This is a genomic window from Nonomuraea sp. NPDC059007, from assembly GCF_042740555.1.
Taxonomy (GTDB): Bacteria; Actinomycetota; Actinomycetes; order Streptosporangiales; family Streptosporangiaceae; genus Nonomuraea.
Genome location: NZ_JBHYJD010000001.1, coordinates 416,877 through 442,114 on the forward strand (window position 1 = coordinate 416,877; position 25,238 = coordinate 442,114).

At 71.5% G+C, this 25,238-nt stretch carries 27 protein-coding genes and 1 tRNA gene; 15 read left to right on the forward strand and 13 right to left on the reverse strand.

What is annotated here, in order from left to right:
* Positions 1-4: 4 nt before the first annotated feature.
* The 3 genes from ACFWY5_RS01790 to ACFWY5_RS01800 form a co-directional block, all read right to left on the reverse strand.
* Positions 5-78 (reverse strand) — tRNA-Lys (locus ACFWY5_RS01790).
* 45 nt (positions 79-123) lie between these two features.
* Positions 124-1,041, reverse strand: coding sequence for a nucleoside hydrolase (locus ACFWY5_RS01795; RefSeq protein WP_379630283.1), 918 nt, complete (start codon positions 1,039-1,041; stop codon positions 124-126).
* Positions 1,042-1,332: 291 nt separating this feature from the next.
* Entirely contained in the window at positions 1,333-1,725 is a 393-nt protein-coding gene (locus ACFWY5_RS01800) for an OsmC family protein (protein WP_379612377.1), read from the reverse strand.
* A 106-nt stretch (positions 1,726-1,831) separates the two neighbouring features.
* Between ACFWY5_RS01800 and ACFWY5_RS01805 the strand changes: the two genes are divergently transcribed.
* On the forward strand, positions 1,832-2,602 hold the full coding sequence (locus ACFWY5_RS01805; RefSeq protein ID WP_379612378.1) for an FAD:protein FMN transferase: 771 nt from the start codon (positions 1,832-1,834) through the stop codon (positions 2,600-2,602).
* Positions 2,603-2,606: 4 nt separating this feature from the next.
* On the opposite strand, the gene ACFWY5_RS01810 is transcribed toward ACFWY5_RS01805, so the two are convergent.
* Complete coding sequence (locus tag ACFWY5_RS01810; protein WP_379612380.1) at positions 2,607-2,882, reverse strand: hypothetical protein; 276 nt, start codon at positions 2,880-2,882, stop codon at positions 2,607-2,609.
* Positions 2,883-2,987: 105 nt separating this feature from the next.
* On the opposite strand from ACFWY5_RS01810, the gene ACFWY5_RS01815 reads away from it, so the two are divergent.
* Genes ACFWY5_RS01815 through ACFWY5_RS01825 form a run of 3 tightly spaced genes read left to right on the forward strand, consistent with a single transcriptional unit; the run spans position 2,988 to position 5,874 of the window.
* Positions 2,988-4,175, forward strand: a complete 1,188-nt coding sequence (locus ACFWY5_RS01815) for a cation:proton antiporter (RefSeq protein WP_379630284.1) — start codon at positions 2,988-2,990, stop codon at positions 4,173-4,175.
* Positions 4,172-4,546, forward strand: coding sequence for a phage holin family protein (locus ACFWY5_RS01820; protein ID WP_379612382.1), 375 nt, complete (start codon positions 4,172-4,174; stop codon positions 4,544-4,546). The genes ACFWY5_RS01815 and ACFWY5_RS01820 overlap by 4 nt, the downstream gene beginning before the upstream one ends.
* Positions 4,547-4,554: 8 nt before the next feature.
* Complete coding sequence (locus ACFWY5_RS01825) at positions 4,555-5,874, forward strand: aromatic amino acid ammonia-lyase (RefSeq protein WP_379630285.1); 1,320 nt, start codon at positions 4,555-4,557, stop codon at positions 5,872-5,874.
* Here the strand turns inward: ACFWY5_RS01825 and ACFWY5_RS01830 are convergent.
* Genes ACFWY5_RS01830 through ACFWY5_RS01845 form a run of 4 tightly spaced genes read right to left on the reverse strand, consistent with a single transcriptional unit; the run spans position 5,842 to position 9,308 of the window.
* A complete protein-coding gene (locus ACFWY5_RS01830; protein ID WP_379630286.1) occupies positions 5,842-6,489 on the reverse strand; it encodes a hypothetical protein in 648 nt (215 codons plus the stop codon). The genes ACFWY5_RS01825 and ACFWY5_RS01830 overlap by 33 nt on opposite strands.
* Entirely contained in the window at positions 6,486-7,271 is a 786-nt protein-coding gene (locus ACFWY5_RS01835) for a hypothetical protein (RefSeq protein ID WP_379630287.1), read from the reverse strand. Before ACFWY5_RS01835 ends, ACFWY5_RS01830 begins: the two co-directional genes overlap by 4 nt.
* On the reverse strand, positions 7,261-8,382 hold the full coding sequence (locus ACFWY5_RS01840; protein WP_379630288.1) for an ATP-grasp domain-containing protein: 1,122 nt from the start codon (positions 8,380-8,382) through the stop codon (positions 7,261-7,263). The genes ACFWY5_RS01835 and ACFWY5_RS01840 overlap by 11 nt, the downstream gene beginning before the upstream one ends.
* Entirely contained in the window at positions 8,379-9,308 is a 930-nt protein-coding gene (locus ACFWY5_RS01845) for an NAD-dependent epimerase/dehydratase family protein (protein WP_379630289.1), read from the reverse strand. The genes ACFWY5_RS01840 and ACFWY5_RS01845 overlap by 4 nt, the downstream gene beginning before the upstream one ends.
* 261 nt (positions 9,309-9,569) lie before the next feature.
* Here ACFWY5_RS01845 and ACFWY5_RS01850 point away from each other — a divergent pair, with 261 nt between their 5' ends.
* The 5 genes from ACFWY5_RS01850 to ACFWY5_RS01870 are packed head-to-tail and all read left to right on the forward strand — an operon-like array spanning position 9,570 to position 14,260.
* The gene (locus tag ACFWY5_RS01850; RefSeq protein WP_379630290.1) at positions 9,570-10,466 is read left to right on the forward strand and encodes a hypothetical protein; all 897 of its coding nucleotides are present in this window, start codon (positions 9,570-9,572) and stop codon (positions 10,464-10,466) included.
* On the forward strand, positions 10,463-11,452 hold the full coding sequence (locus tag ACFWY5_RS01855) for a hypothetical protein (protein ID WP_379630291.1): 990 nt from the start codon (positions 10,463-10,465) through the stop codon (positions 11,450-11,452). The genes ACFWY5_RS01850 and ACFWY5_RS01855 overlap by 4 nt, the downstream gene beginning before the upstream one ends.
* The gene (locus tag ACFWY5_RS01860) at positions 11,449-12,168 is read left to right on the forward strand and encodes a hypothetical protein (RefSeq protein ID WP_379630292.1); all 720 of its coding nucleotides are present in this window, start codon (positions 11,449-11,451) and stop codon (positions 12,166-12,168) included. The genes ACFWY5_RS01855 and ACFWY5_RS01860 overlap by 4 nt, the downstream gene beginning before the upstream one ends.
* Positions 12,165-13,343: a hypothetical protein gene (locus ACFWY5_RS01865; protein ID WP_379612399.1), complete on the forward strand. Its 1,179-nt coding sequence runs from the start codon at positions 12,165-12,167 to the stop codon at positions 13,341-13,343. The genes ACFWY5_RS01860 and ACFWY5_RS01865 overlap by 4 nt, the downstream gene beginning before the upstream one ends.
* A complete protein-coding gene (locus tag ACFWY5_RS01870) occupies positions 13,340-14,260 on the forward strand; it encodes a glycosyltransferase family 2 protein (protein WP_379630293.1) in 921 nt (306 codons plus the stop codon). Before ACFWY5_RS01865 ends, ACFWY5_RS01870 begins: the two co-directional genes overlap by 4 nt.
* An 11-nt stretch (positions 14,261-14,271) precedes the next feature.
* On the opposite strand, the gene ACFWY5_RS01875 is transcribed toward ACFWY5_RS01870, so the two are convergent.
* Entirely contained in the window at positions 14,272-15,261 is a 990-nt protein-coding gene (locus tag ACFWY5_RS01875) for a LacI family DNA-binding transcriptional regulator (RefSeq protein ID WP_379630294.1), read from the reverse strand.
* A gap of 162 nt (positions 15,262-15,423) precedes the next feature.
* Here ACFWY5_RS01875 and ACFWY5_RS01880 point away from each other — a divergent pair, with 162 nt between their 5' ends.
* Both ACFWY5_RS01880 and ACFWY5_RS01885 read left to right on the forward strand, forming a co-directional pair.
* Positions 15,424-16,284 carry an amidohydrolase family protein gene (locus ACFWY5_RS01880; RefSeq protein ID WP_379630295.1) on the forward strand — a complete coding sequence of 287 codons (861 nt, stop codon included), beginning with the start codon at positions 15,424-15,426 and terminating at the stop codon, positions 16,282-16,284.
* Positions 16,281-16,844, forward strand: coding sequence for a cysteine dioxygenase (locus tag ACFWY5_RS01885; RefSeq protein ID WP_379612409.1), 564 nt, complete (start codon positions 16,281-16,283; stop codon positions 16,842-16,844). The genes ACFWY5_RS01880 and ACFWY5_RS01885 overlap by 4 nt, the downstream gene beginning before the upstream one ends.
* A 7-nt stretch (positions 16,845-16,851) precedes the next feature.
* Here the strand turns inward: ACFWY5_RS01885 and ACFWY5_RS01890 are convergent, their stop codons facing one another.
* From ACFWY5_RS01890 to ACFWY5_RS01900, 3 genes are read right to left on the reverse strand one after another with little or no spacing between them, the layout of a single operon-like run.
* Positions 16,852-17,928, reverse strand: coding sequence for a glycerophosphodiester phosphodiesterase (locus tag ACFWY5_RS01890; protein WP_379630296.1), 1,077 nt, complete (start codon positions 17,926-17,928; stop codon positions 16,852-16,854).
* Positions 17,929-17,948: 20 nt separating this feature from the next.
* Positions 17,949-18,611 carry a hypothetical protein gene (locus tag ACFWY5_RS01895; RefSeq protein ID WP_379612413.1) on the reverse strand — a complete coding sequence of 221 codons (663 nt, stop codon included), beginning with the start codon at positions 18,609-18,611 and terminating at the stop codon, positions 17,949-17,951.
* 3 nt (positions 18,612-18,614) lie between these two features.
* Positions 18,615-19,787, reverse strand: a complete 1,173-nt coding sequence (locus ACFWY5_RS01900) for an MFS transporter (protein ID WP_379612415.1) — start codon at positions 19,785-19,787, stop codon at positions 18,615-18,617.
* Between the two features lie 69 nt (positions 19,788-19,856).
* On the opposite strand from ACFWY5_RS01900, the gene ACFWY5_RS01905 reads away from it, so the two are divergent.
* Positions 19,857-20,846, forward strand: a complete 990-nt coding sequence (locus ACFWY5_RS01905; protein WP_379630297.1) for a LacI family DNA-binding transcriptional regulator — start codon at positions 19,857-19,859, stop codon at positions 20,844-20,846.
* Here the strand turns inward: ACFWY5_RS01905 and ACFWY5_RS01910 are convergent.
* Positions 20,803-22,011 (reverse strand): MFS transporter, encoded by a 1,209-nt coding sequence (locus ACFWY5_RS01910; RefSeq protein WP_379630298.1) that lies wholly within the window; start codon positions 22,009-22,011, stop codon positions 20,803-20,805. The two genes, ACFWY5_RS01905 and ACFWY5_RS01910, sit on opposite strands and share 44 nt — an antisense overlap.
* Positions 22,012-22,136: 125 nt before the next feature.
* Here ACFWY5_RS01910 and ACFWY5_RS01915 point away from each other — a divergent pair, with 125 nt between their 5' ends.
* From ACFWY5_RS01915 to ACFWY5_RS01925, 3 genes are all read left to right on the forward strand, one after another.
* Positions 22,137-23,135, forward strand: coding sequence for an ArsR family transcriptional regulator (locus tag ACFWY5_RS01915; RefSeq protein WP_379630299.1), 999 nt, complete (start codon positions 22,137-22,139; stop codon positions 23,133-23,135).
* A gap of 43 nt (positions 23,136-23,178) precedes the next feature.
* Positions 23,179-24,120, forward strand: a complete 942-nt coding sequence (locus ACFWY5_RS01920; protein WP_379612423.1) for a sugar-binding transcriptional regulator — start codon at positions 23,179-23,181, stop codon at positions 24,118-24,120.
* A 68-nt stretch (positions 24,121-24,188) separates the two neighbouring features.
* Positions 24,189-25,238: a sugar ABC transporter substrate-binding protein gene (locus ACFWY5_RS01925; protein WP_379612425.1), complete on the forward strand. Its 1,050-nt coding sequence runs from the start codon at positions 24,189-24,191 to the stop codon at positions 25,236-25,238.

Below are 25,238 nucleotides of genomic sequence, written 5' to 3' on the forward strand. Positions count from 1 at the left end.
TCGGTGCGCCGCCAGGGACTCGAACCCCGGACCCGCTGATTAAGAGTCAGCTGCTCTAACCAACTGAGCTAGCGGCGCTTGCGACACAGGTAACTGTAGCAGCCACCAAGACCACCACGCACATCACCCAAGCCGCGCCGCCAACCCTCCATAAGAGGTGATCATCAGGTCCCAGAACCGGTCGGCATCCAGGTGGGTGGCCACGCGCGCGTTGGGAGTGGGCGAGTCGAAGTCGGTGACGGTCATGCCGGTGGTGTAGTGACCGGCGGTCTCCACGCGTACCTCGGCGGGGGTCAGCGTGAGGAGGGTGGGGTCGATGACGTGGGCCACGGCGACCGCGTCGTGGAGGGCGGGGCCGGTGTCGGCGGTGACCGGCGCGTAGTACTGGACGCTGGGGAGGATGAGCGAGGACAGCCGGCCCAGGTCGCGCATCCGGTCGAGGACCCGGGTGGTGACGCGGGCGGTCAGGGTGACGTCCAGGCCCACCTGGGTGACGGTCCAGCCGGCGTTGAAGGCGATGGCGGCGGCCTCGGGGTCGGTGAGGATGTTGAACTCGGCGGCGGGGTTGTGGTTGCCGCGGGTGTACGAACCGCCCATGACCACGAAGTCCCGTACCCAGTCCACGATTCTGGGTTCTCTGCGGACGGCCAGGGCGATGTTGGTCAGCGGGCCGGTGGCCACAAGGGTGATCTCGCCGGGGTTGTCGCGGAGGGTGGAGATGATGAAGTCGACCGCGTGGCCGTCGGCCACGGCGCGGACCGCCGGAGGGAGTACGGCGTCGCCCAGCCCACCGGCGCCGTGCACGTGCGCGGCGTCCATGGGACCTCTGACCAGGGCGCCGGAGCAGCCGGGGACCACGGGGACGTCGCCGAGGTCCAGGAACTCGCGCAGGGCGAGGGCGTTGGCGGTGGTCAGGTCCAGGCCGACGTTGCCGCCCACGGTGGTGATGCCGCGGAGGTCGAGGGCGGATCCGGCCGCCAGAGCGAGCGCGAGGGCGTCGTCTATGCCGGGGTCGCAGTCAATCAGCATGGAAACTGTCACAAAAACCCAGCGTATGGGTGTTTGTCGGCAAAAATCGCCACACAGGGCTCAAGACGTGAATCGGGGCCGGAGCAGCTTCCCCCAAAGCTACCCCGGCCCCGATATATGGCGGTCCAGGCCGGTACCTTCCCCCGAAGCACCGGCGGTCCCGCACTGCAGACGACGGTCCCCCTCCGCGTCCGCATCGGTAAAAGTCTGCAAGTCAGTCGCAGGACTCTTGACCTGCTTCGACACTACAGCGGCGAATGCAACGGACGCGTCATATAGGGGTCGAATGTCTCCCCAAAAGGGCTACGGAAGCTCCAAACGGACCTCAGTACCTTCAGACAGCGACCGGCTCACCGTGCAGTACTTCTCGTGCACCCGATGGGCCACCGCGCGGTACACCTCGTCGGCCTTCTCCGACGGCACCTCCACGTCGTAGGTGACGGTCACCGGCCCGAGCAGATTGGGCTGCACCTTCTCCGCCTCGACGGTCATCGCCAGCCGGATGAGCCGCTGCCCCCGCTGAGCCGTGAGCGGCTCGACGGTGACGATGTTGCAGCCGCCCACCGCCGCCAGCAGGAGCTCCACGGGGCTGAAGACGCCGTCCTCGTCACCGCCGCCGATCCGCACCTCGGCCCCGCGGGCGTTGGTCGCCCGGAACCCGCCGTCATCTGTCCGCTCAACACGCACGTTTGCCATGCATCAGACCCTACTCACGCGCACCTGGAGCCAGGGCACCGGCAAAGCGCTTAGGTCCGCCATACGCCCGTTATGAAAATGTGTCCTCCCGAGAGAGGAGCCCCACATGACGTTCCCTGGATCCGCACGCACGGAGACGGTACTGAACACCTCCGTCAATGTGGACATCCGCACGGCATTGCCCCAGCGTGAGCTGGTTCCCATGCTGGACAACGCCTTCGCCTGGCTGCGCTGGGTGGACCGGACGTTCGACCCCTTCGACGAGGAGAGCCAGATCGCCCGGCTCAACGCGGGCAGGACGATCGAGCAGGTGCCGGAGTTGATCGAGGTACTGCACCGGTGTGACGAGATGGCCGAGGCGACGGACGGGTGGTTCGACTCGCGGATCGGCGGGGTCCTGGACGTCTCGGGTTACATCAAGGGCTGGGCGGTCGAACGGCTCTCGCGGGCGCTGGCCGGGGCCGGAGCGGTGGACCACCGGATCACCGCGGGCAGGGACATCCGGGTACGCGGCTCCTCGCTGCCGGGGCGGCCGTGGCGCGTGGGCATCCGTGACCCGCGCACCAACGCGGTGCGCCGCATGGTCTTCGCCAACGACCTGGCCATCTCCACCTCGGGCAAGACCCGCGTGGTCGATCCCCGCACGGGCGAGGCCCAGCACGCGCTCGGCTCGGTGACGGTGATCGGCCCGGATCTGAGTACGGCCGACGCCTTCGCCACCGCCATGTACGCGATGGGCCCGGTCCGCGCCCGCCGCTTCGCCCTCGATCTCGCGGCGGCCGAGCCGTACGAGGTGATGATCGTCACGCGCGGCGGACGCTCGGTGAGCACGCCCGGCTTCGCCCTGTACGGCACGCCGTCTGAACTCGCCGGCTGAAGCTCTATGCCTCCGGATGTTGGGTGAGGTAATCGATATAGACTGGTTTGAGCGCTTCGCCCAGTTCCCCCTCACCCGCGGCGAGGGCGTCGCTGAGCAAGGCCGAGACGCGGCTGAGGTCGTTGGCGGTCTCCCCGTCGTGACCGCTGGCCGCCTCGGCCGCCGGGATCACCTTGAGCAGGTTCCAGAGAAAGCCCAGGTCTCCATGGCGTACCGCATAGCGCACCGCACGCTCGTGCAGTTCGCTGGCCGGCAACGACTCCAGTTCCTTCGCGTCCATCTCGCTCCCTTCCCCCCTTGCACCGCTCTTCCCCATCCTGGGCCTGAATAACGCCAACAGTCCGGCGAGTGACTACATGGAGTGACGGGTGGGCACATAGCGTGCATGATCACTGTCCTGATCATCGTCCTGGCCGCCGCGATCTCGCCGATCGTCGCCCATGCGCTCGGCCGGTTCGTCCGGGTGCCGAACGTGGTGCTGGAGATCCTGCTCGGCGTGCTGTGCGGCCCGGTGGTGCTCGGCTGGATCAAGACCGACGGCGTCATCGAGACGATCTCGCAGTTCGGGCTCTCCATGCTGATGTTCATGGCCGGCTACGAGATCGAGTTCGCCCGGATCAAGGGCCGGCCGATCAGGCTGGCGATCTACGGCTGGTTCGCCTCGCTGGCGCTCGGGCTGCTCGTGGCGGTGGCGACGAACGGGTTCACGCTGGCCGCCCAGGTGATCGGGCTCGCCCTGTGCACGACCGCGCTCGGCACGATCCTGCCGATGGTGCGGGACGCGGGCGCGCTGCCCACGCCGTTCGGCAGCCGGGTGCTGGGGATCGGGGCGCTCGGGGAGTTCGGCCCGATCGTGGCCATGGCCTTCGTCTTCTCCGAGGACGAGCGCTGGCACACGATCGCGCTCATCGCGCTGTTCACCGCCATCGCGATCGTCGCGGCGGCGATGGCCGCCCGGCCGCGGCACCCGCTGCTGGCGCGGCTGGTCGCCGGCACGATGGGCAGCACTGGCCAGCTCGCGGTGCGCATCGTCATGTTCGTGCTGATCGCGATGATCGCCGCCGCGTCGGCGTTCGGCCTGGACGTGCTGCTCGGCGCGTTCGCGGCGGGCATCGTGGTACGGCTGGCGGTCGCCTCGGGCCCGGAGGCCGAGGAGCACGTGATCTCCTCCAAACTCGACGCGATCGGCTTCGGCTTCCTCATCCCGTTCTTCTTCGTGGTCAGCGGCGCCAACCTGGACCTGAAGGCGTTGTTCACCGACCCGCGCAGCCTGCTGCTGATCCCGATCTTCCTGCTCGCGTTCCTGCTGGTACGCGGGCTGCCCACGTACCTGCTGCACCGGCGCGACCCCGACCTGCGGCCCGGCGAGCACAAGGCGCTGGCGCTGTTCGCCGCGGCCGGTCTGCCCCTGATCGTGGTGATCACCAACACCGGCGTGCAGCAGGGCGCGATCAGCTCGGCGCACGCCGCGGCGATGGTCACCGCCGGCGTGCTCAGCGTCATGATCTATCCCCTGGTGGCGCTGCGCCTCTACCGATCGGCCCTCAAGGAGTGCGAGGATCTATCAGCGTGATATTCATCTTGAGAACCCTGGCGGCCGCGGTCGCCCTGTGGGTCGCCACACAACTGCTCCCCGGCATCACGGTCGACACCGACACCACGGCGAAGTACTGGGGCACGCTCGTCGTGGTCGCCCTCATCTTCGGCCTGATCAACGCGATCGTGAAGCCCATCGTCAAGATGCTGGGCTGCGCGGTGATCGTGCTGACGCTGGGGCTCTTCCTCCTGGTGATCAACGCGGCGATGCTGCTGCTCACGAGCTGGATCGCCGGACAGCTCGACGTGCCGTTCCACGTGGACGGCTTCGTCACCGCGCTCATCGGCTCGGTCATCATCAGCATCGTGAGCTGGCTGCTCAGCCTGGTCATCCCCGACGGCGACTGATCACGCCCATGGAACTCCACGGCGCCGGCCTGACCTGCTCGCGGGTCGCGGCCGTGGCCACCGGCCAGGCCCGGGTGACGATCGGCTCCACCGATCGCGCTCGGGCCGCGTGGGCCACCGCCCAGGCGCTGACCGGCCCGGTCTACGGGCAGAGCACGGGCGTCGGGGCGAACAAGGACGTCGAGGTGGCCGCGTCCGGGCTCGACCTGCTGCGCAGTCACGCGGGTGGCGCCGGGCCCCTGATCGAGGCGGAACGGGCCAGGGGGATGCTGGCCGTACGCCTGAACCAACTGCTCGCGGGCGGCTCCGGGATCGACCCGGCGGTGCTGCCGGTCCTCGCCGAGGCGATCAACGCGGGCGTCACTCCCCCGGTACGCGCCTACGGGGCCATCGGTACCGGCGACCTGACGGCGCTGGCGAGCACCGCCCTGTGCCTGCTGGGCGAGCGGGCGTGGCACGGCGGCGACGGTCCCCGCTTCGCGCTGGCGAGCTCGGACGGGCTGCCGTTCATCAGCTCGGGCGCGCTGACGCTGGCCGACGCGGCGCTGGCCTGTCATCGGCTGCGCGGGCTGCTGGACGCCGCGATCGACGTGGCCGCCTTCTCCTTCACCGCGGTCGGGGCTTCGGCGGAGCCGCTGGCGGCAGCCGTACAGGAAGCGAGACCGCATCAGGGGCAGGCGGTGGTGGCCGCGCGGCTGCGCGGCCTGCTCAACGGGGAGCTCGCCACGCGCGTGCAGGACCCGTACGGCTACCGCGCCTTCGCCCAGGTGCACGGCGGCGCGCTCGACGCGCTGGAGCGGGCCGCCACGACCGTCGAGATCGACCTCAACGCCGCCGCCGAGAACCCGCTCATCGACCGCTCGCTGGCCTGGCACAACGGCAACTTCCACTCGGCGCCCGTGGCGCTGGCCCTGGACACGCTGCGCGCGGCGCTGGTGCAGACGGCGCAGCTGAGCACCGCCCGGCTGGCCACGCTGATGGAGCCGGGCTACACCGGCGCCCTGCCCTTCCTCGCCGACCGTCCGGGCGCCTCCGGCCTGATGATCCTGGAGTACGTGGCCCAGGACGCGCTGGCCGAGCTGCGCCACCTGGCGACGCCGGTCACCACCGGCACCGCGGTGATCTCCCGCGGCACCGAGGACCACGCCGGCTTCGCCACCCAGGCGGCCCGCTACGCGCTGCGCTGCGTGGAGCCACTGGAGATCGTGCTGGCCTGCGAGCGGGTGGCCGCCGTACGGGCCCGCCGCGGCGCCGAGCCGGACCGCCCGCTGGACGGCGACCTCGACGCGGCCCGCCTACTCCTGCGACCGGGCGGAGCGACGCCGTAGCCACCGGCGCGGCACGAACAACACCAGCAGCGCCACGACGACGTGCGCGGCGATGAAGGCGTACGCCTCGTACTTGGTGGCCGGGTGGCCGATCCGCACGGTGATGTGGTCGGCCCAGTCCCACACCTCGGGGATGGCGTCGAGGCGGCGGTTCATGGAGACCGCCACGAGGTCCTCAAGACCCGACACGTGCAGGATCGACATCGCCAGGCCGGTACGCAGCACGCCCTCCCGCGAGCCGCCGCCGAGCCGGTAGGCCAGCAGAAGCGCCACGATCAGGAACGGCACGAAGACCACGACGTGCAGGTAGAGGTCCTCGAAGGTGCCGGACTTGTCGCCGATGTCCATGGCGGCCATGAAGGTCTTCGGCACGAAGTACAGCAGGAAGACCAGGAACACGGCCGGAATGGCCAGCAGGTGCAGCTTGAGCCGCCGCGCCCACTCGACGTCCAGCCAGGCGATCGCCACGATGGCGGCCAGCTGCGGCGTGAGCTTGACGAGGAAGCCCCACAGCGAGGTGATCTCCTGCTCGTACGGCAGGACGAAACGGACGACTCCCGCCAGCGCCACCGCAAGGGCGCCCGCGAGCAGCGTCACCCGGTTGGCTCTGATCACGATGCGACTCCAAGGATCGGGGTGCCGTGGCCGGGGCAGCGGCCGAGCTCGCCACCGCCGTCCGGGACCACGGCGACGAGCACCGGACGGCGCCTGCCCAGCGCGGAGACGGCCAGACCGCCGCCCTCCGGCCGGGCGTGGAAGCGCCGCCACAGCAGATGGACCCGGCCGCAGCGGGCGCGGGCCGCGTAGTAGCCGAGATGCGGGTCGTGCACCAGCGCGCCCTCGGCGGCGCCGGCGAGCGTCACCCGCTCCAGCACGTTCACCTCGACGCCCGCCAGCTCGGGCAGGAACGAGGCCACCGCCGCCCGCTCGCCGACCACGACCGCGCGGCCGGCGTCGGCGGCGAGCTTGAGCGCGGGCGCGTTGAGCTCACGCCGCCGGCGCTCGTGCACGACCGTGGCGTCCGGCTCCAGCAGCACACCATACGGCGGGCCGCCCAGCCCCAGCCGCCGCCGATCCAGCACGGCCCGGCGCACCTCCAGCACCGGAACCCGCCCGCGCACGCCCGCCGCCCCGAGCGCCACCGCCAGCGCCGCCCGCAGCCCGCCCGCCGGGCCGATCCACAGGCTCGGCTCGGCCCCCGGATCGTACGGCTCGGCGAACGGGCACAGCCGGTGCAGCTGGCCGGCCAGCTCCCCGGTGGGCGTGGGCAGGGGCTCGTCGAGCGCCCGGCCCGCGCGTACCCACTGGTCGCGGTAGAAGGGCACGCGGGAGAAGGCCAGCCGGACCGTGCGCCGGTAGGACCTCTCCCACGCCGTGGCGGAGAACCTAACGGACATCGACCTTGACCAGCGCGTCCAGGTCCGGGGGCGTGTGGTCGACGACGTAGCCGAGCTTGGCCCGGCACTCGGTGTAGGGGAAGACGTGGTCGCCGGGGAAGGCGACCACCACGATCTCGGCGCTGTCCGGCAGCGTCTCCAGGCCGTCGATCCCGAGCAGGATGCCTTCGAAAGGAGCGCGCAGCACCCGCACCGAGGCGGGACCCCGGCGGGTGGGCGTGAGGTCGGGCCGCTCTCCGACGGCCAGGCGGACCGTGGCCTCGACCGTGTCCACGCCGTACATCAGGCCGAGCGCCTCGCCCAGCCCGTTGCCGCCGATGCGCGCGCCCATCTCGATCAGCGTGACCACGCCGTCCTCGACGAACAGGTCCACGTTGAGCGGGCCGTCGCGGTAGCCGATCTCGGCGCAGACCAGCTCCAGCTGCCGGGTGACCTCCTTGTCGAGGACGCCGTCGCCCGGTTCCATGTCGTGCCCGACCGCGACCACCTCGGGAGGTTCGGTGACGCGCCGGCTCAGGCCGAGCAGGGCGATCCTGCCGTCCTGGAGCATGGCCTCGCCGCAGAGGTCCTGGCCGGTCAGGAGCTGTTCGATGATGATGCGGCCGGTCGGGGAGACGGCCCGCGCGTGCTCGACCGCCCGCGCGAGATCCTCCTGCTCGCGCACGATCGTGATGCCGCGCGAGCTGCCGGAGTCGACCGGTTTGACGATGACCGGCAGTGCCGGCCGTACCTCGGGATCGGTGGAGTAGGGCGGGCTCGGCAGGCCGAGGCGCAGGCACGTCTCGCGGAAGGCGGCCTTGTCCGTCGAGACCCGCAGGGTCTCCTCGGTGAGCGCGCGGGGCAGGCCGAGCAGGCGGGCCAGCTCGGCCAGCGACGGGAGGTTGATGTCGCTGCCGGGGGCGAGCAGCCCGGCCAGGCCGTGGCGCTCGCGCAGCGCGGCCGCGATCGCCGGGACGTCGCGGGTGCTGAGGTGCAGGAACTCGTCGGCCTCCGCCACGCCCGGTGCGTCGGCGCGCATGTCCACGCAGATCGTGGACAGGCCCAGCCGCCGGGCGGCCCGGAAGGCACTGACCGTGCCGTCCGAGCCGCCGAGGATCACGAGGTGCTTCACCTCGGGGTGTTCCAGTGGGTGCCGCGGTTCTCGATGAACCAGTCGACCGTCTTGGCCATGCCCTCCTGCAGGGTGACCAGCGAGGCGGGGTCGATGCCGACCGGGCGCAGCGTCTCGGGGTCGGCGGTGACGGCGGTCTCCGGGGTCTCGCCGGGACGCATGGGCAGGTCCACGATCGGCGCGCGCTCGTAGCCGCGCTCCTCGCACATATCGATGATCATCTCGGCGACCGCGCGGATGCTCGTCGACTCGGTCGGGCCGACCTCGACCACGTGGCCGAGCGGCGGCTTGACCGCGGCGGTCTCCAGCGCGGCGACCAGTCCCCTGGCCACGTCGCCGACCCACACCATGTCGGAGATCTGGGTGCCGCCGCCGTACAACTCGACCGGCATGCCCGACAGTGCGCGGCAGATCACGGCGGGGGTGATCTTGCGTACCTTTCCGGCGGCGAACGGCGGTGCCGCCATCTGCCGGGGTCCGTAGGCGTTGACCACTCTGACCAGGTTGACCCTGGTGCCGCGGTGGGCGTTGAACATGCGCGCGAAGCGCTCGACGGCGGTCTTGGAGATCGAGTAGCTGTTGTCCATCCAGTGGTTGCCCACGCAGATGTAGACACCGGGGAGGTCGTACTGGGCGACCGCTTCGAGGAAGTTGAGACCGCCCATGAGGTTGGTCTCCGCTGCGGGCCGCGGATTGGTGATCGTCTCCTGGGTGCCGAGGACGGCGGCCAGGTGGATGATCGCATCGGCGTGGGCGGCCAGTTCGGTCATGGCCGTGGCGTCCCTGATGTCGCCGAGCATGACCTCGAACGGGCTGGAGCCGCGATCCTGATGGTCGAAGACGATCGGAGTATGACCTCTGGCGGCTAACTCCTCACAGACGTAACGGCCGATGAAGCCATTACCACCCGTCACCCCAACTTTCATGGCATTCCCCTGATCAAACGCCGCGCTGGTTGTGCGCGGGCAGTAGGTACACGCGTCCAGGTGTGGCGCGCGGCCATGATCAAATCAGACATATACTCCTAACTATGACTGTCAGTCATTTCGTTGCGATTTCGTAATTTTTCGGGTGAATCAGGGACCTAAGTGAAGATTGAACTGTCTTACCCGGATATTGACCCAGAGCCTGAAGGCTGGGAAGATCTCCGGATTCGTCAGGGGTTAACGGCTATATGGTCCTATGACGTGATCCGTAGCTCCTTCGCCGCCTCGTGGGCCCGGCCGCTGCTGGGCGTCTTCCGCGACGGCGACCGCGTCGCCGGCGCCATCGGGGCAGTCTGCCGTGGCCTGTGGCCGACCCGGACCTCCCGCCCGCCGCTCCTTCTCGACGTGCGATTACCGGCTCACTCCAACGCTCCCACCTGGTTCCTGCCCGAGGGCGCCGACGGCCGCGAGCTCATCAGGAGCTTCGAGCGGGCCGCCGCCGCCGAGTTCGGCTGGGGCCTGGCCGGTGTGGTCTACCGCATGGTCACCGAGCCCGCGCTGCCGCTGGTCGCCCGGCGCGGCGCCCTCGTCAGGCAGTCCCCCGGCACCACGCAGATGCGCCTGGGCTGGTCCTCCGCAGACGGGTGGATCGGCACACTCAGCCGTAACCGCCGCTCCACGCTGCGCCGCCAGATCAAGCGCATCGCCCAGGACGGCGAGTTGCTCGTGCGCGAGGGCAGCGCCCGCCGCGACCTCGACCCGGCCGAACTGGCGACGCTCGACGAACGTCACGCCGCCCGGCTGAGTTCCTCCCTCGATCCGCGCCTGCCGCTGTCGCCCGCGTACTTCGCCGCGCTGCTGGGCCGCGAGGACGTGTGGACGCTCAGCTACCACCACGGCGAGAAGCTGCTGGCCTTCGCCATGGTCTACGACCACCCCGTCGCCCCCATGTACGGCCCGTGGGCCGCGCTGCCACCGGAACAGGGCGGCCGCAAGGACCTTTACTTCGACAGCTACGCCCGGATCGTCGCCCACGCGACGGCCGCGGGCGCCAAACGCCTGTTCGCCGGCCGGGGCTTCGTTGACGTGAAGCGCTCGCTGGGGTTCGAATACCTCCCCATGAAGGTCGTGGCGGTACCCAGGTGGGCGATCGGATGAGCCTGGAGTTCCTGGATCCCCGGCACGACCCGGAGCCCGCCGGCTGGGAGGAATTACGCCTCGCCGCCGGCCAGTGGGTGACCTGGCGCTATGACCTGCTGCGCGCCTACGCCTGGGGCGCCCAGGCGCCCGTGGTGCTGGCGGTCCTGCGGCAGGACGGCAAGGCGGTCGGCGCCGCCTCGGCCTCGCTGCGCACCCCCCGGCTACGGCGCGGCGTGTACACCGCGGCACGCGGCCCGGCAGGCGTCCTGGACGTCCACGCGCCGGGCAACCGCTCCCAGAAAGGCTGGTGGTTCCGCGACGAACCGGACCCCGGCCTGCTGCGCGCCTACGCGCGCGGGCTGCGGCGGGAGCTGGGCCCCGGCTGGCGGAGCATGGTCTGGCGCGAGGTCTCGCCCGACGAGCGCGCCCTGCTCCCCGGGCCGATCAAGGTGAACCTGCCCACCGCTCCCCTGGCCAAGCTCGCCCTGCCCTGGTCCGGCCTGGACGACTGGTACGCCCAGCTCGACCCCCGCCGCCGCGACTCCCTGCGCAGGCGGGCCAGGACGTTCTCCGCGGAGCTGACCGTCCGGATCGGCCCCGCCGCCGAGCTGGTCGGCGCGGAGGAGGCGGCCCGGCTGCGCGCCGAGAACGACCTCAAGCACCGCGGCAGGTTCCTCCCCCTCGCGCCACTGCCACTGCCCTACCTGGAGGCGCTGATCGGCGGCGGGGAGAGCATCGCCCTCACCTACCGGCACGACCGGCGCCTGCTCGGCCTGTCCCTGATCCTGGACCACCCGGCCTGGCCCATCTGCCTGAGCTGGGGCGCGCTCCCGCCGGAGAGCGGCGGGCGCAAGCACCTGTACTTCGACGGCTACGTCCGGATGGTCGAGTGGGCGATCGGGGCCGGCAAGCGCGGCCTGGTGCTCGGCAAGGGGCAGGCCGAGGTCAAGAGCGGGCTCGGCGCGGAGCTGGTGCCCTCGTCGGCGGTGGCGGTGCCGTTGTGAGGTGCCTGCAGTGCGGTGATCCGCACCCCTCCGATCTGGGCCGGCAGCGGTACTCGTGCCGGGCGTGCGGCGCCGTCTACCGGGCCGTTCCCTCGGCGCCCCGGCCCGTGGCGGGCGATCCGCTCGTGCCGTACCTGCCCGCGCGCATGATCCGCTGGATCCGCGACCACGACGACCGCTCGCCGCTCGACCGGGAGACGCTGGCGCGCTGGTACAAGGAGTTCGACGCGCTGATCGCCAAGGCCAGGACCGACGAGGCGGTCCGCGCCCACGTCGAGGAGATCAGCGAGATCCCCCTCGACCAGCTGCCCGCCAAGCCGCCGGCCTTCTCCAAGGTGTGCGCGGCCCTGCACGCCACCTGCTACGACCTGGCCCTCGCCCAAGGCCGCCTCGACCCCTCGGCCGCCGAGCGCCTGGCCCATGTCCGCGCCTGGCTGGCGGGCCCCGGCCGCCCGGCGACCTGGACCGCGGCGCCGCCCTCGCGACCACCCGCCCGCGAACACGTCGAAGCCCTCCTGCCGCTGCCGGACACGTTCGAGGCCGCGCAGGTCAGGACCTTCTTCACCGCGCTGTTCGGCATGGAGAAGGGCCCGTCGCTGACCGGCGTCCTCGACCGGTTCGGCCGCGAACAGGTGGAGTCGGCCCTGCGCGCCTACCTGCACGACGGCAGCCGCCCGCTGCGCGCGCGCGTCCTCGCCGACCTGGACGCAGGATGACCGCCACCGCCACCCACCGCATCGGGCTGACGCGGCTGACGACGCTGATCGCCGGCCGCGCGACCTTCCGCGTGATGCTGTACGGCTCCGCCGCCCTGCTCGCCCTGGCCTGGAGCCGCGCGGACTTCGCCGCCTACGCCGCGGTCATGGGCGCCGTCGGCTGGCTCTGCATGGTCGTCCAGTCGGGCACCGAGAAGGCCGCGCTCAAGCTGATCCCGCGCGCCCGCCGTACCCGCGACCAGCTCGCCGGCATGCTCCGCGCCCTGGTGGCGTACGTACCGCTTCCGGCCACCGCCGCCGCGGTCGTCGCGCTCGTCCTGGCCCCCGGCCACCCGGTCACGCTCTACCTGCTGGGCATCGCGTACTACGTGGCGCTCGGCTGCGGCATGCTCGGCGTCGCCCTCCACCGCGCGCTCGGCCGCTATGCCCGCGACACCGTCCACTTCGCCGTGCTCGGCCTGGGCATGGGCGCGATGGCGGCGCTCGCCTTCTTCGCCGGGGTCGGCCCGACCGGCTACCTGACCGGGCTGCTGGCGCTGGTCACCGCGCTCAACCTCTCGCTGCTGCCCGGCCTGCCCCGCGCCGGACGCCCGCGTCCCGGGCTGCGCCGTGTGCTGGCGGGCACGATCGTGCTGATGGGCGCGGCCGACGTCATGAACAACGCCATGATCGGCACGCTCTTCGTCGAGCTCTCGCTCAGCGCCCACGCCGGCCAGAGCGGCGAGCTCTACTTCGTCACGCTCGCCTGGGGCTTCGCCCTCTCGGTGCTCTACACGCTGCAGCGGATCTACCAGCCGCAGCTGTCGCTCAGGGTGGCGGGAGGCGGCGCGGCGGGGGCACGGGTGCTGGGACGGCGCATGGCCGGGCTGGCCGCCGTGGCCGGAACGCTCTGGCTGGTGCTGGCCGGGGTCGCCCTGGCCCAGCACATCCACGGCCCGATCGCGCTCGGCGTGCTCGCGCTCACCCTGCTTCCCGTGCAGGCGCTGGCCAGCGGCGCCACGTTCGTCGTCGAGCACACCGACCCCCGGGCCAACGCCAGGGCCGTCGTGGCCGCGCTGGCCGCGGTCGCCGTGCTGGGCGCGGTGGCCATTCCCCTGGCCGGGGCGGCCGGGGCCGTGTACGCGCTGGGGGCGAACCCGCTCGTCCTCGGCCTGGCGCTGAGGAGATCGCAGTGACGACGGGCCTGACGGTGCTGGTGCCGTGCTTCAACGAGGGAGCCCAGGTGGACGTGGCCTACCGCGAGCTCGTCACCGAACTGTCCGCGATCGAGGACCTGGAGATCCTCTTCGTGGACGACGGCAGCTCCGACGACTCGCCGGCCCGGATACAGGCTCTGGCCGAGGCCGATCCCCGGGTGCGCTATCTGTCGTTCACCCGCAACTTCGGCATCGACGCGGTCATGGCGGCCGGGTTCTCCTACGCCGCCCAGCCGTGGACGGTCCAGTGCGACGCCGACCTACAGGTGCCGCCCTCGCAGATCTGGACACTGCTCGCCAAGGCCGCCGAGGGGTACGACGTGGTCTTCGGCCACCGGGTCAACCGGCACGACCCGCTCGTGCGCAAGCTCGGCTCGCTCGGGCTGCACTGGTCGGCCCGCGCCGTGTTCAAGATCGGCATGCCGCGGGGCGCCTCCACCTTCCGGCTCGTCCGCACGCCGGTGGCCAGGACGATCAGCGACCTGCGCCTGCCGTGGTTCATGCCGGCCGTACCCCTGGTGGGGGCGCGGTACGCGGCGGTGAGCGTCACGCACCGCGAGCGCAGCGCGGGACGGTCGAAGCTGCGTCTCGGCCGGCTGGCCGGGCACGCGTTCGAGCTGTTCTTCGGGTTCTCGTGGCGGCCGCTCAACCTGCTCTATCTGCTGGCGGCGCTCGGGCTCGTGGTCGCGGCGCTGGGTCTCACCGGGGCGCATCTCGCGCTGTCGGCGGTGACGCTGGCCGGGCTGGCGGTGGTCGGCCGCTACGTGCACCGGATCGCGCCGCGGCGTCCGCTCTTCTACGTGCGTGAGGCGAACGTGCCGCTGCGTGACGGGGACACGCTCACGGGCGGGGCGCCCTGCCCGCCGCCGCCCGCCGTCCTGCGCGACGCGCTGTAGACGGGTTGGGCTCAGGCGAGGTCTCTGATCGAGCCGCGCTCGCGCAGCGTGGGCTGCTGGACGACCCGGCGGCGCTTCGGCCCGCCGTCAACCGCCGCGACCGCCAGGCGGACCGCGGCTCTGACGATGCCGGCGATGGTCCAGTCGACGGTGGTGAGGCCGGGCGTGAGCAGGCCGGACATCGGATGGTCGTCGTAGCCCATCACCGACACGTCGTCCGGGATCGACAGGCCCAGCTCGGCCGCCGCCGCGTAGACGCCGTAGGCGATGGAGTCGGAGAAGCAGAAGACGGCGCTCGGCCGGTCCTCCTCCAGGATGCGGCGGGCCGCGGCGGTGGCGCCGGCCAGCTCGTAGGGGGCGGTGGCAACCTCCAGGTCGAGCCCCAGCCGCTCGGCCTCGGCGCTGACGTGGACGTCGGCGGGCCGGTCGGGGGTGCTGGGGCGGGTCGGGGTGAGAACGGCCACCCGGCGGTGGCCCAGCCCCTTGAGATGTTCCAAAGCCAGCGTCACGCCGCGCCGGTTGTCGAAGACGACCTCGCCCGCGGTGCCCGCCAGCGAGTCGCCGATCGAGACCACGGGCAGTGACTCGCACAGCTCGGGCCAGAAGGCCGCGGCGGGGTCGACCGGCTGCACGATGAGCCCGTCGACGCGCTGGTCGCGCAACTGCTGGGCGAGCGCGCGCTCACGGTCGGGGTCGCCGACCGCGTCGAGGATCAGCGCGTAGCGGTCCTTCTCCCGCAGGCCCCTGCTGATGCCGACGGCCAGCGACTGCTGCCACAGGTCTTCGAGGGAGCCGCAGAGCACACCGATCATGCCGGTACGGCCGCTGGCGAGGGCACGGGCGATGGGGTCGGCCTCGTAGCCGAGTTCGGCGGCGGCGGCCCGCACCCGCTCCATGGTCTCCTCGGAGACCTGCATGCCACGCAGCGCATAGGAGACGGCGGCCGGTGACAGGCCTGTGGCCTGGGCCACTTCCTTGATGGTCGCTCTCTTGCGGGGCATCAAGCCAGCCTATTGCGTGTGGCCGACAGAAGGGCGCAGCGTTGACAGGACGGTAGGTGAAGCGGTTCACTGAACCGTATCAGTGAATCGCTTCACGTTTGTGTCTTCCGAGGCGGCGACGTTTACCTATATTATCAGTAGGAAATACAGGGAGGTGTGGCGGTGAGCATCGATGTGCATCAGCACCTGTGGACGCGTTCCTTCGTGGAGGCGCTGCGTGCGCGTACGGCCGCGCCGTACCTCGACGGGTGGACGCTCTTCCTGGACGGCGAGCCGCCGTACGAGGTGAACCCGGCCGACCACGACCCCGCCACCCGCGAGACCGGTGAGCTCGCGCTCGTCTCGCTGTCCAGCCCGCTCGGCATCGAGTCGCTGCCGCCCGAGGAGTCCTGGCCGCTCATCGAGGCCTACCACGACGGCGCGCTGGAGCTGCCCGAGCGCTTCGGCGCCTGGGCCGCCACCTGCCACAGCGAACCCGATCCCGCCCGCCTGGCCAAGGACCTCGACCGCGGCTTCGCCGGGCTGCAGATCCCGGCCACCGCCGAGCCGCTCGACGAGCTGCTCGACGTGCTCGTGGAGCGGGACCTGCCCCTGCTGGTCCACCCCGGCCCCGCCGCGGGCGGCCCGGGGCGCCCGTCCTGGTGGCCGGCCGTCGTGCCGTACGTCCAGCAGATGCACGCGGCCTGGTACCACTTCCACGCCGTGGTGCGCCCGCGCCACCCGAAGCTGCGCGTCTGCTTCACCCTGCTCGCGGGCCTGGCCCCGCTGCACTCCGAGCGCCTCATCGCCAGAGGCGGCCAGAACCGCGGCCTGGTCGACCCCGGCTTCTACGTGGAGACCTCCAGCTACGGCCCGCGCGCGATCGACGCGATCGTGCGCGAGCTCGGCATCGACGTCGTCGTCAACGGCTCCGACGCCCCCTACGCCACGGCCCCCGACCCGGGCCTCGGCAACGCGGCGGCGCACGCCATCCGCGTGACCAACCCCCGTCGTCTACTCGGCAGAAAGGAGAACCGCACATGAGCAAGCGAACAGCTGAGCTCCTCAGCGAGGCACCCCAGACACAGGACGGGGACATCTGCGCCGGCCTTCCCGAGCGCGCCCTCGACCGGCGCGAACTGCGCGAACTGGTCAACGGCCTCGCCGCCAACCCGGACGGATGGCAGGAACTCGTCGAGTTCCCGCAGGACGGCGGCCGCCACTACGCCTCGCTCCACCGCGACGCCTACGTGGACGTGTGGCTCCTGTGCTGGCGGCCCGAGGACGACACCGGCTGGCACGACCACGACATCAGCTCCGGCGCCGTGCACGTGGTGCGGGGCGCGCTGCTGGAGTGCAACCCGCGCATCGGCGGAGAACACCTGGAGACGGTGGTGGGCGAGGGCCAGTCGTTCTCGTTCGGCCCCGACCACATCCACCGTCTCAACGGCGCCACCTCGCACAGCGTCTCGATCCACGCCTACTCGCCGCCGCTGTGGCGGCTCGGCCAGTACTCGATCGACGACGGCGGCGTGATGCGCCGCACGTCGGTGAGCTACGCCGACGAACTGCGCCCGCTCGACTCCGCCGCCGAGGTGGCCTGACCCCGGCTCAGCCGCGCCCGCTGATGACGGCCCGGCCCATGGCCGGGTCGTCGCAGAACGCGCCGTCGATGCCCAGGGACACCAGCCGGGCCAGGAAGCCCATCACGTCACCGGTCGCCCGCGCGTAGACGGGGCTGGCCGGGTTGCCGAGGCGGTGGTCCAGGGGGAGCTGGGAGTTCTCGTTGCGGATCGTCCAGATGTGCACGTCCAGGCGAGCCCGGTGCGCGTCCTTCACCAGCGTGGTCGGCGGCAGCAGGCGGCCGTCGGCGCCCACCGGGAGGATGCGGCGCGTGTCCACGCCGACGCCGTTGGCGTAGGCGGCCACCTCGCGCAGGCCCTGCGGCTTCACCATGTCGTCGTAGGTGCGCGGGTCGCCGGAGGCCGTCCAGTCGTAGGGCTTGCCGCCGAAGGTGATCAGCTGGATCAGCGGCAGCCGGGTCTTGGAGCGCATCTCGCGCAGGTTCGCGGTCTCGAAGGACTGGATGAACGCCTTGCGTACCCGGTAGCGGCCGAGAATCTCCAGGAGGGGCTCCTCCAGGGACAGGCCGACGGAGTCGAAGTAGGTCGGGTGCTTGGTCTCGGGGTAGACGCCCACACGGTGGCGCTGGGCGAGCTGGACGACCTCTTCGAACGTGGGGATCTCGGCCAGGCCGTCGAAGGCGGTGTTGTCGGGCCGCAGGTCCGGGATGCGTTCCTTGGCGCGCAGGGTCTTGAGCTCGGCCAGCGTGAAGTCCTCGGTGAACCAGCCGGTCACGGGACGGCCGTCGATGGTCTTGGTGGTGCGGCGGCCGGCGAACTCGGGGCGGGCGGCGACGTCGGTGGTGCCGGAGATCTCGTTCTCGTGCCGGGCGACGAGCACGTGGTCCTTGGTGGACACGAGGTCGGGCTCGATGTAGTCGGCGCCCATCGCGATCGCGGCCTCGTAGGACAGGAGGGTGTGCTCGGGGCGGTGGGCGCTGGCGCCCCGGTGCCCGATGACGACCGGCTCCTTGGGCGAGTGAGCCGCGACGGGCTCCGATGAGATCAGCACGACGGCGACCGTAACACCGGCCAGCACCTTGCCCCATAATCTTCGCTGCGTCATGCCGCGCAGAGTAGACCCGCTCAGTGACGCGCGAGAACACAGCAGGTGGAACACGGCTCAACATCCGGGAGCGTGATCCACAGGCAGCAGGTCTTGCGGAAGTAGCCGTCGCCCGAGGGGGTGAGCAGCCCGTCCACGGGCTTGCCGATCTCGTGCAGCAACGTCATGTAGTCGCCCTTGACGACCTGGGTGAGCGGGTGCGCGACGGCCTCCGCGGTGGAGCCCCAGAGCGTGCGCTCGCCAACCCTGGCCATGCGGCTGAGCACCTTGACCAGCGGCGCCTGGGATTCGGCCAGCGCGCCCGCGATCGCCGCCGCGCCGCTCTCCCACGTGATCCGCGAGGCCCCGATGGTCACGCCGGCCTCGGACACCTTGAAATACGTGTCCCGAAATTTCATGACCGGCACCCGCCCGTCCAGCGCCCACCCCAGCGCCATCGGGAACATGTGCCAATACCCGTAGGTCTTCCACAACAGCGCCGCGCCGACGTGGCGCGGCGCGTTCCAGCGCCCCGCCGTCTGCTCCACAAGCTCCCCCATCAGCGTGTACGGCTCCCGCACCAGCTCGGAGACGGCGGTCCAGCTCCCGTCGGGTTCGATCTCCAGCCCGGGATCCACCCCGAGCACGCCGTCACGACCCGCGGCGACCCGCTGGAGCACCTCCGTCAGCACCGAACCCTCCACGCCTTATAGGTTAGCCTTACCTAAAGTAGCAGGCCGTCCCGCGAGCCATCCCACGATGAGCTGCACGACCAGGATCGCCATGCCCACGGCCAGCGGAGCCGTCCACCCGCCCGAGGTCTGCCGCAGCGCCCCGAACAGCACCGGACCCACCGCGGCCAGCACGTACCCGGCCGACTGCGCGACCGCCGACAACGCCGTCACGGCCGTCGGATCGGGCGCCCGCAGCGTGATCAGCAGCAGCGCCAGCCCGAACGCCGCCCCCTGCCCCACGCCCAGCACGATCATCCACAACCAGGGCACGGTGACCGGCGCCACCAGCAGCCCGAGGTACCCGGCCATGGTGAGCAGGACGGCGGCGGCCACGTACCCCGACTGCGAGCGCCGCCGCCCCGCCAGCACCGGCACCGCGAAGGTGGCACCCACCTGCACGAGCGTCGTCATGCTGAGCAGGTATCCGGACTGGTCGGCCGGGAGCCCGGCCTCCAGGAAGACGGTCGGCAGCCAGGCCAGGATCACGTAGAAGGTGAGCGACTGCAGGCCCATGAGGCCGGTGACGTACCAGGTGATCCGGCTGCGGATGACCGCGTGGAAGGGGCGGGGGCCGTTCTGGACGGCGGCCTGCTTGCCCAGCGCCTGCGGCAGCCAGAGCAGCGCACCGGCCAGCGCGGGCAACGCGATCATGGCGGAGACGCCGCGCCAGCCGTACCCTGTGGATCTCTCCAGGGGGATCATGAGCGCGGAGGCGGTCGCCGCGCCCGCGCTCGCGGCGGAGCTGTAGATACCGGTGAAGAGGTTGACGCGACCGGGGAAGTGCTGTTTGACGATGCCGGGCATGACGACGTTCATGACCGCGATGGCGGTGGCGGCGATCGCGGCGCCCGCGTACAGGGCGGGCGCGCCGTCGAGGGTGCGCAGGACCACGCCGAGCGCGAGCACGAGCAGCCCGGCGAGCAGCGTGCGGTCGAGGCCGATCCGGCGGGCCAGCACCGGCGCGAGCGGCCCGAAGACGCCCAGGCAGACGATCATGACGGTGGTGATCGCGCCGCCGCCCGCGGGGGTGAGGCCGACGTCGGTCATGATCTCGTCCAGCAGTGGCGAGACACCCGCGATGGCCGGGCGCAGGTTCAGCGCGGCGAGCACGAATCCGGCGACGAGCAGTGCGAACCTGAACGACATAGGGGATCTACTCTCGCATAACCTCCTGACAACGTTGTCTAGGGGTGTCGCTTGAGAAATGATCGCATCGTGAGACCGACGATGAAGGACGTCGCCTCGGCCGCCGGAGTCGCGCTGAAGACTGTATCGCGGGTGGTCAACGGCGAACCCGGCGTGAACCCGGCCACCGCCGAGCGGGTGCGCGCGGCCATCGACGCGCTCGGCTACAGCCGCAACGAGAGCGCCAGAGTCCTGCGCCAGGGCCGCACCTCCACGGTCGGCCTGGTCATCGAGGACATCTCCGACCCCTTCTACTCGGGTCTCGGCCGCGCCGTCGAGCAGGTCGCGATCGCCCACGGCTGCCTGCTGCTGAGCGGCTCCTCCGGCGAGAACCCGGAGCGCGAGCGGGAACTGGTCCGCACGTTCTGCGCGCGCCGCGTGGACGGGCTGATCGTGGTCCCGGCCGGTGACGACCATTCGTACCTGCGGCCCGAGCTCGACGCCGGCACGCCCGCGGTCTTCGTGGACCGGCCGCCCGGCCCCGAGATCGACGTGGACACCGTGCTGTGCGACAACGAGGGCGGCGCCCGGCTGGCCGTCGCGCACCTGCGGAAGGCGGGGCACCGGCGGATCGCCTTCCTCGGCGACAGCCCGTCCATCTTCACCGCGGCCGAGCGGTTGAAGGGCTACCGCGCGGCGCTGGGCGGGTCGTCCGACCCGGCGCTGGTCTCGATGCGCGCCCCCGACCTGGCCGGCACCGTCGCCGACCTGGAGCGCATGCTCGGCCTGCCCGACCCGCCGACCGCGCTGTTCACCGGCAACGGCCGGCTGACCGTCACCACGCTCAGGGCGCTGCGCGGGCGGCCGCTCGCGCTGGTCGGCTTCGACGACTTCGAACTGGCCGACCTGCTCACGCCGGGCGTCACCGTGGTCGCCCAGGACCCGGCAGGGCTCGGCCGGGTGGCCTCCGAGCTGCTGTTCCGCCGCCTGGCCGGTGATCGCGGCCCCGCGCAGCATCTCCAGCTCCCGGTACGGCTCATCGCCCGCGGATCGGGCGAGCAGGCCCCCTCAGCTGCCTGAACAGGACCAGCGCCACCACGACCCCGGCCGCGCCACCGATGACCATGGCCGCCGGCGGGCCGGTCAGCTCGCCCACGCCGCCCACGATCGCCGCCCCCGCCGCCTGCCCGGTCATCAGCCCCGCCGACTGCAGGCCGAACGCCTGCCCGCGCACGTGCTCGGGCACCGCCTCCAGGAAGCGCCGCTGCAGCCCGAGCTGGTAGGCCAGCCCGGCCGCCGCGCACGCCGACAGCACCGCCGCCCACACCATTCCCGGCTCCAGGGCGAAGAACAACCAGGGCACGCCGAGCAGCACCGCGAGCGGCAGCGACAGCCGTTCACGCAGGGACGGCGCGGCGAAGCGCCCCACGGTGAACTCCCCCACCGCCATGCCCACCGCCGCCGCGGCGAGCACCACGCCCGCCTCCCCCTGCCCGCCCATGTACGGCACGATCATCGCCTCCGGCCCGGCCAGGCACAGCACCGGCAGCCATCCGGCCAGCAGCAGCCCGCGTACGCGCCGGTCGGCGAGCAGTTCCCTGTTCACCCGCAGCGTGGTGCGCACCGCTCCCCGCTCCCCGTCCCGCCGGGCCTCCCGGTACGGCAGGCCGAACCGCAGCACCAGCGCGGCCGCCAGCGAGAGGACGGCGGTCACCGCCAGCGCCCCGTGCGCCCCGGTCCAGGCGAGGAACGCCCCGCCCAGCGCCAGCCCGCCGACCTGGGCCCCGGCGGAGGTCACTCCCATCAGCGACCTGGCCAGCACGAACGCGTCACCAGGCAGCACGTCGGGCAGCATCGCGCTGCGCGCCGCCCCGAACACCGGTGAGAACAGCCCGGTCACCAGCACCAGCGCGAGCATCGCCCACACCGGCAGCCCGGCGAAGGCCAGCAGGAGGCAGACGACCATCCTGACCAGCTCGCCGGCGATCATCAGCGCCCGCGGCGGCAGCCGGTCGGCCAGCGACAGCAGGAACATGCCGCCGAAGATGTAGGGCAGCCAGCCCGCCATGTAGGCCGCCGCCGACAGGCCGGGCGAGCCGCTCTGGGCGTAGACGAGCACCGACAACGCCAGCATCTTGATCGAGTCACCGGCGATCAGCAGCGCGAAGCTGCCGAACAGCACCCGGAACTCCCGCACGGCGAAGACCTCGCCGAAGGTGGCGCCGCGCTCACTCGTCTGGGACAACTCAACTCCTTGCGTCCTTGCGGAAAGAGGAAGGGCGGCTCCGGAGGGAGGTTCGGAGCCGCCGGTCGTCACGATGCTGGGCCGCGGTCTCCCGCGAAGGCCAAACTTTCGGATATAACCGAAAGGTGTTCAGGGTCGAAGTCACCCCGCAGGACGTGGTGGCCAGCAGGTTCGCGATCTCGCCGCTGGTCGAGACCATGCACGCGCAGTGGGTGCTCGACGGCCGTACCGAGGCGGGGGTGCACGTCAACTGGACGCGGCGCTGGCGCGAGCACTACCGGGAGCTGGAAAGGCGGCACCCGGCGCTGCGCGCGGCGGCGGTGATCTCCGGCAACAGGGGCTCGGACAACGTGGACTTCCTGGCCCCGCCGCCGACCGGCGTGAACGTGCCGTTCGAGCGGGAACTGACGGCCATGCGGGCCACCCCGGTCGCCCAGGCGCACGCGGAGATCGACCGGGCGCTGGCCGGGCGGCGCTCGGCGCACCGGCCGGCGGTTCCCGGGGCCGTCCGCGAGATGCTCTTCGGCCCGGACGTGGTCACGCTGCTGGCCGACGCGTACGAGGCGCTGTGGGCGGAGATCGTCTCCAAGAGCTGGCCGTTCTTCCACGCGGTGCTGGAGCGGGACGTCGTGCAGCGGGCGGGGCGGCTGGCCGCCTACGGCTGGGCGGCGGCGCTGGAGGACCTCAGCTCGCAGGTGCGCTGGGACCCCGCCGGGCACATCGAGGTACGGCTGCGCGACACCGTGGGCGGGGATCACCGGCTGGGCGGCAAGGGGCTGCTGTTCCTGCCGTCGGTGTTCACGACGGGGCTGGGGTTGTATCTGGAGGAGGCGTGGCCGTACGCGCTGACCTATCCCGCGCGCGGGATCATGGCGGGCACGGCCGTCACGCCGGGCGGGCTGGCCGGGCTCGTCGGGCGCACCCGCGCCCGCATCCTGACCGAGCTGGCGGCGCCGGCGACGACGACGCACCTGGCGGCGTTGTTCGGGCACAGCGCGGGCACGACGGGCGGGCACCTGGCGGCGCTGCGCCGGGCCGGGCTGGTGTCGGGCACACGAACCGGACGCAAGGTCCTTTACACTCGCACCGCGCTCGGCGACGCCCTGGTGCAGGGACAGGTATAGTCGAGATCATCCGTTCAGCACAAGTGTTCAAGGGAGCACGCGCATGAATCCCGAGACCGAAGCGCGTTTCCCGCACCAGCTGATGTACACCGCGGCCAAGCAGTACTACCTGGAGGACGCCACCCAGGCCGAGATCGCCGCCAGCCTGGGCGTGAGCAGGGCCACCGTCAGCCGTTTACTGACCGAGGCCCGCAAGCAGGGCATCGTCGAGATCCGCGTGCACCGGCCGGAGACGCTGGAGGACGGGCGCCTGGCCGCCGAACTGGCCGGCTTCCTGGGCATCCAGCGCGTCTACCTGGTGCCCAAGGTGAGCGGGCCGAAGCTCGGGCCGTGGCTGGCGCCGGGCCTGGCCCGCGCGCTGGCCGACACGGGGCTGGAGCCGGGCGACGTGGTGCTCGTCTCCTCGGGCAGCACCGTCTACGAGTGTGCCCGCGAGGGGCTGGGCCGGTTCCCCGGCGTCACGGTCGCGCCGGCCGTCGGCGGGCAGGAGGAGCCGCAGCCCTGGTTCCAGACCAACGAGACCACCCGCATCCTGGCCGAGGGCCTTGGCGGGGTGCCCAGCTACCTGTACGCGCCCGCGCTGCCGGGACCGGAACTGTTCTACTCGCTGCAGCACGAGCCGTCCGTGCGCCGGGTCATGGACCTGTGGGCGCGGGCCAAGTGCGCCATCATGGGCGTCGGCTCGGCGCCGCTGATGCGCCAGGTCGTGCCCGCGTTCGTCCCGCGTGAGGCGCCCAGCCTGAACCAGGCCGTCGGCGACGTGTGCTCGCGCTTCTACGACCGCGACGGCGAGCCCGTGGGCTACTCCGGCAGCGAGCGGCTGGTGGCCACGAGCGCCGAGGAACTGCGGCGCATCCCCCACTCGATCGCGGTGGCCGTCGGCACCGAGAAAGCGGCCGCGATCGTGGCCGCGGCCAAGGGCGGCTACTTCAACCGGCTGGTCACCGACGCGACGACCGCGGAGAGCATCCTTACCATCTCGTAGAAATTTTGCTCTGGACATCTGTTCTGTGGTCGCGTTAGCGTGATGCGCACCACAGGACGGAGGTCGCCGTGAAGACAACCCTGACGGCCGCATTGGCGGTGGCGTTGCTCGCCGGGTGCGGGAGTGCCACAACCACCGGGGGCACGGGCTCCACGGAAGGCGCGAAGGTCGCCTTCCTCATGCCCGACCTGGCTTCGACCAGGTACGAGCAGGCCGACTCCCCGCTGTTCAAGGCCAAGATGAAGCAGCTCTGCCCGAGCTGCGAGGTGATTTACCAGAACGCCGACTCCGACGCCTCCAAGCAGCAGCAACAGGCCAACTCGGCCATGGCCCAGGGGGTCAAGGCCATCGTGCTCGACCCGGTCGACTCGGCCGCCGCGGCCTCCATCGTGAAGTCCGCGCAGTCGCAGCAGATCGCGGTCATCGCCTACGACCGGCCCATCCCGGCCACCCCCGCCGACTACTACATCTCCTTCGACAACGAGAAGATCGGCTCGATGATCGCGCAGTCGCTCGTCGACCACCTCAAGAAGGAGAACGCGAAGGGCGGCCTGCTCCAGGTCAACGGCTCCCCCACGGACGCCGCGGCGGGCCTGATCAAGAAGGGCATCCACAGCGCGATCGACCCGAGCGGCTTCAAGCTGCTGGCCGAGTACGACACCCCCGACTGGCAGCCGGAGAAGGCCCAGCAGTGGGTGGCCGGTCAGATCAGCCAGTTCCGCGACGACATCGCCGGCGTGGTGGCCGCCAACGACGGCACCGGCGGCGGTGCGATCGCCGCGTTCAAGGCCGCCGGGGTGAAGGTGCCGCCGATCACCGGCAACGACGCCGAACTCGCCGCCGCCCAGCGCATCATCGCCGGCGACCAGTACAACACGATCTCCAAGCCCATCAAGATCGTCGCCGAGGCGTCCGCCGTGGTGGCGTGGGAGTTCATGCAGGGCAAGAAGCCCGCGGGCAAGGCCACGCTCTACAACACGCCGTCGGAGCTGTTCGTACCGACCGTGGTCACCAAGGAGAACATCAAGGAAGTGCTCTTCGACAGCGGGCTGATGAAGGCGGCCGACGCCTGCAAGGGCGAGTACGCGGCGGGCTGCGCCGAGCTGGGCATCAAGTAA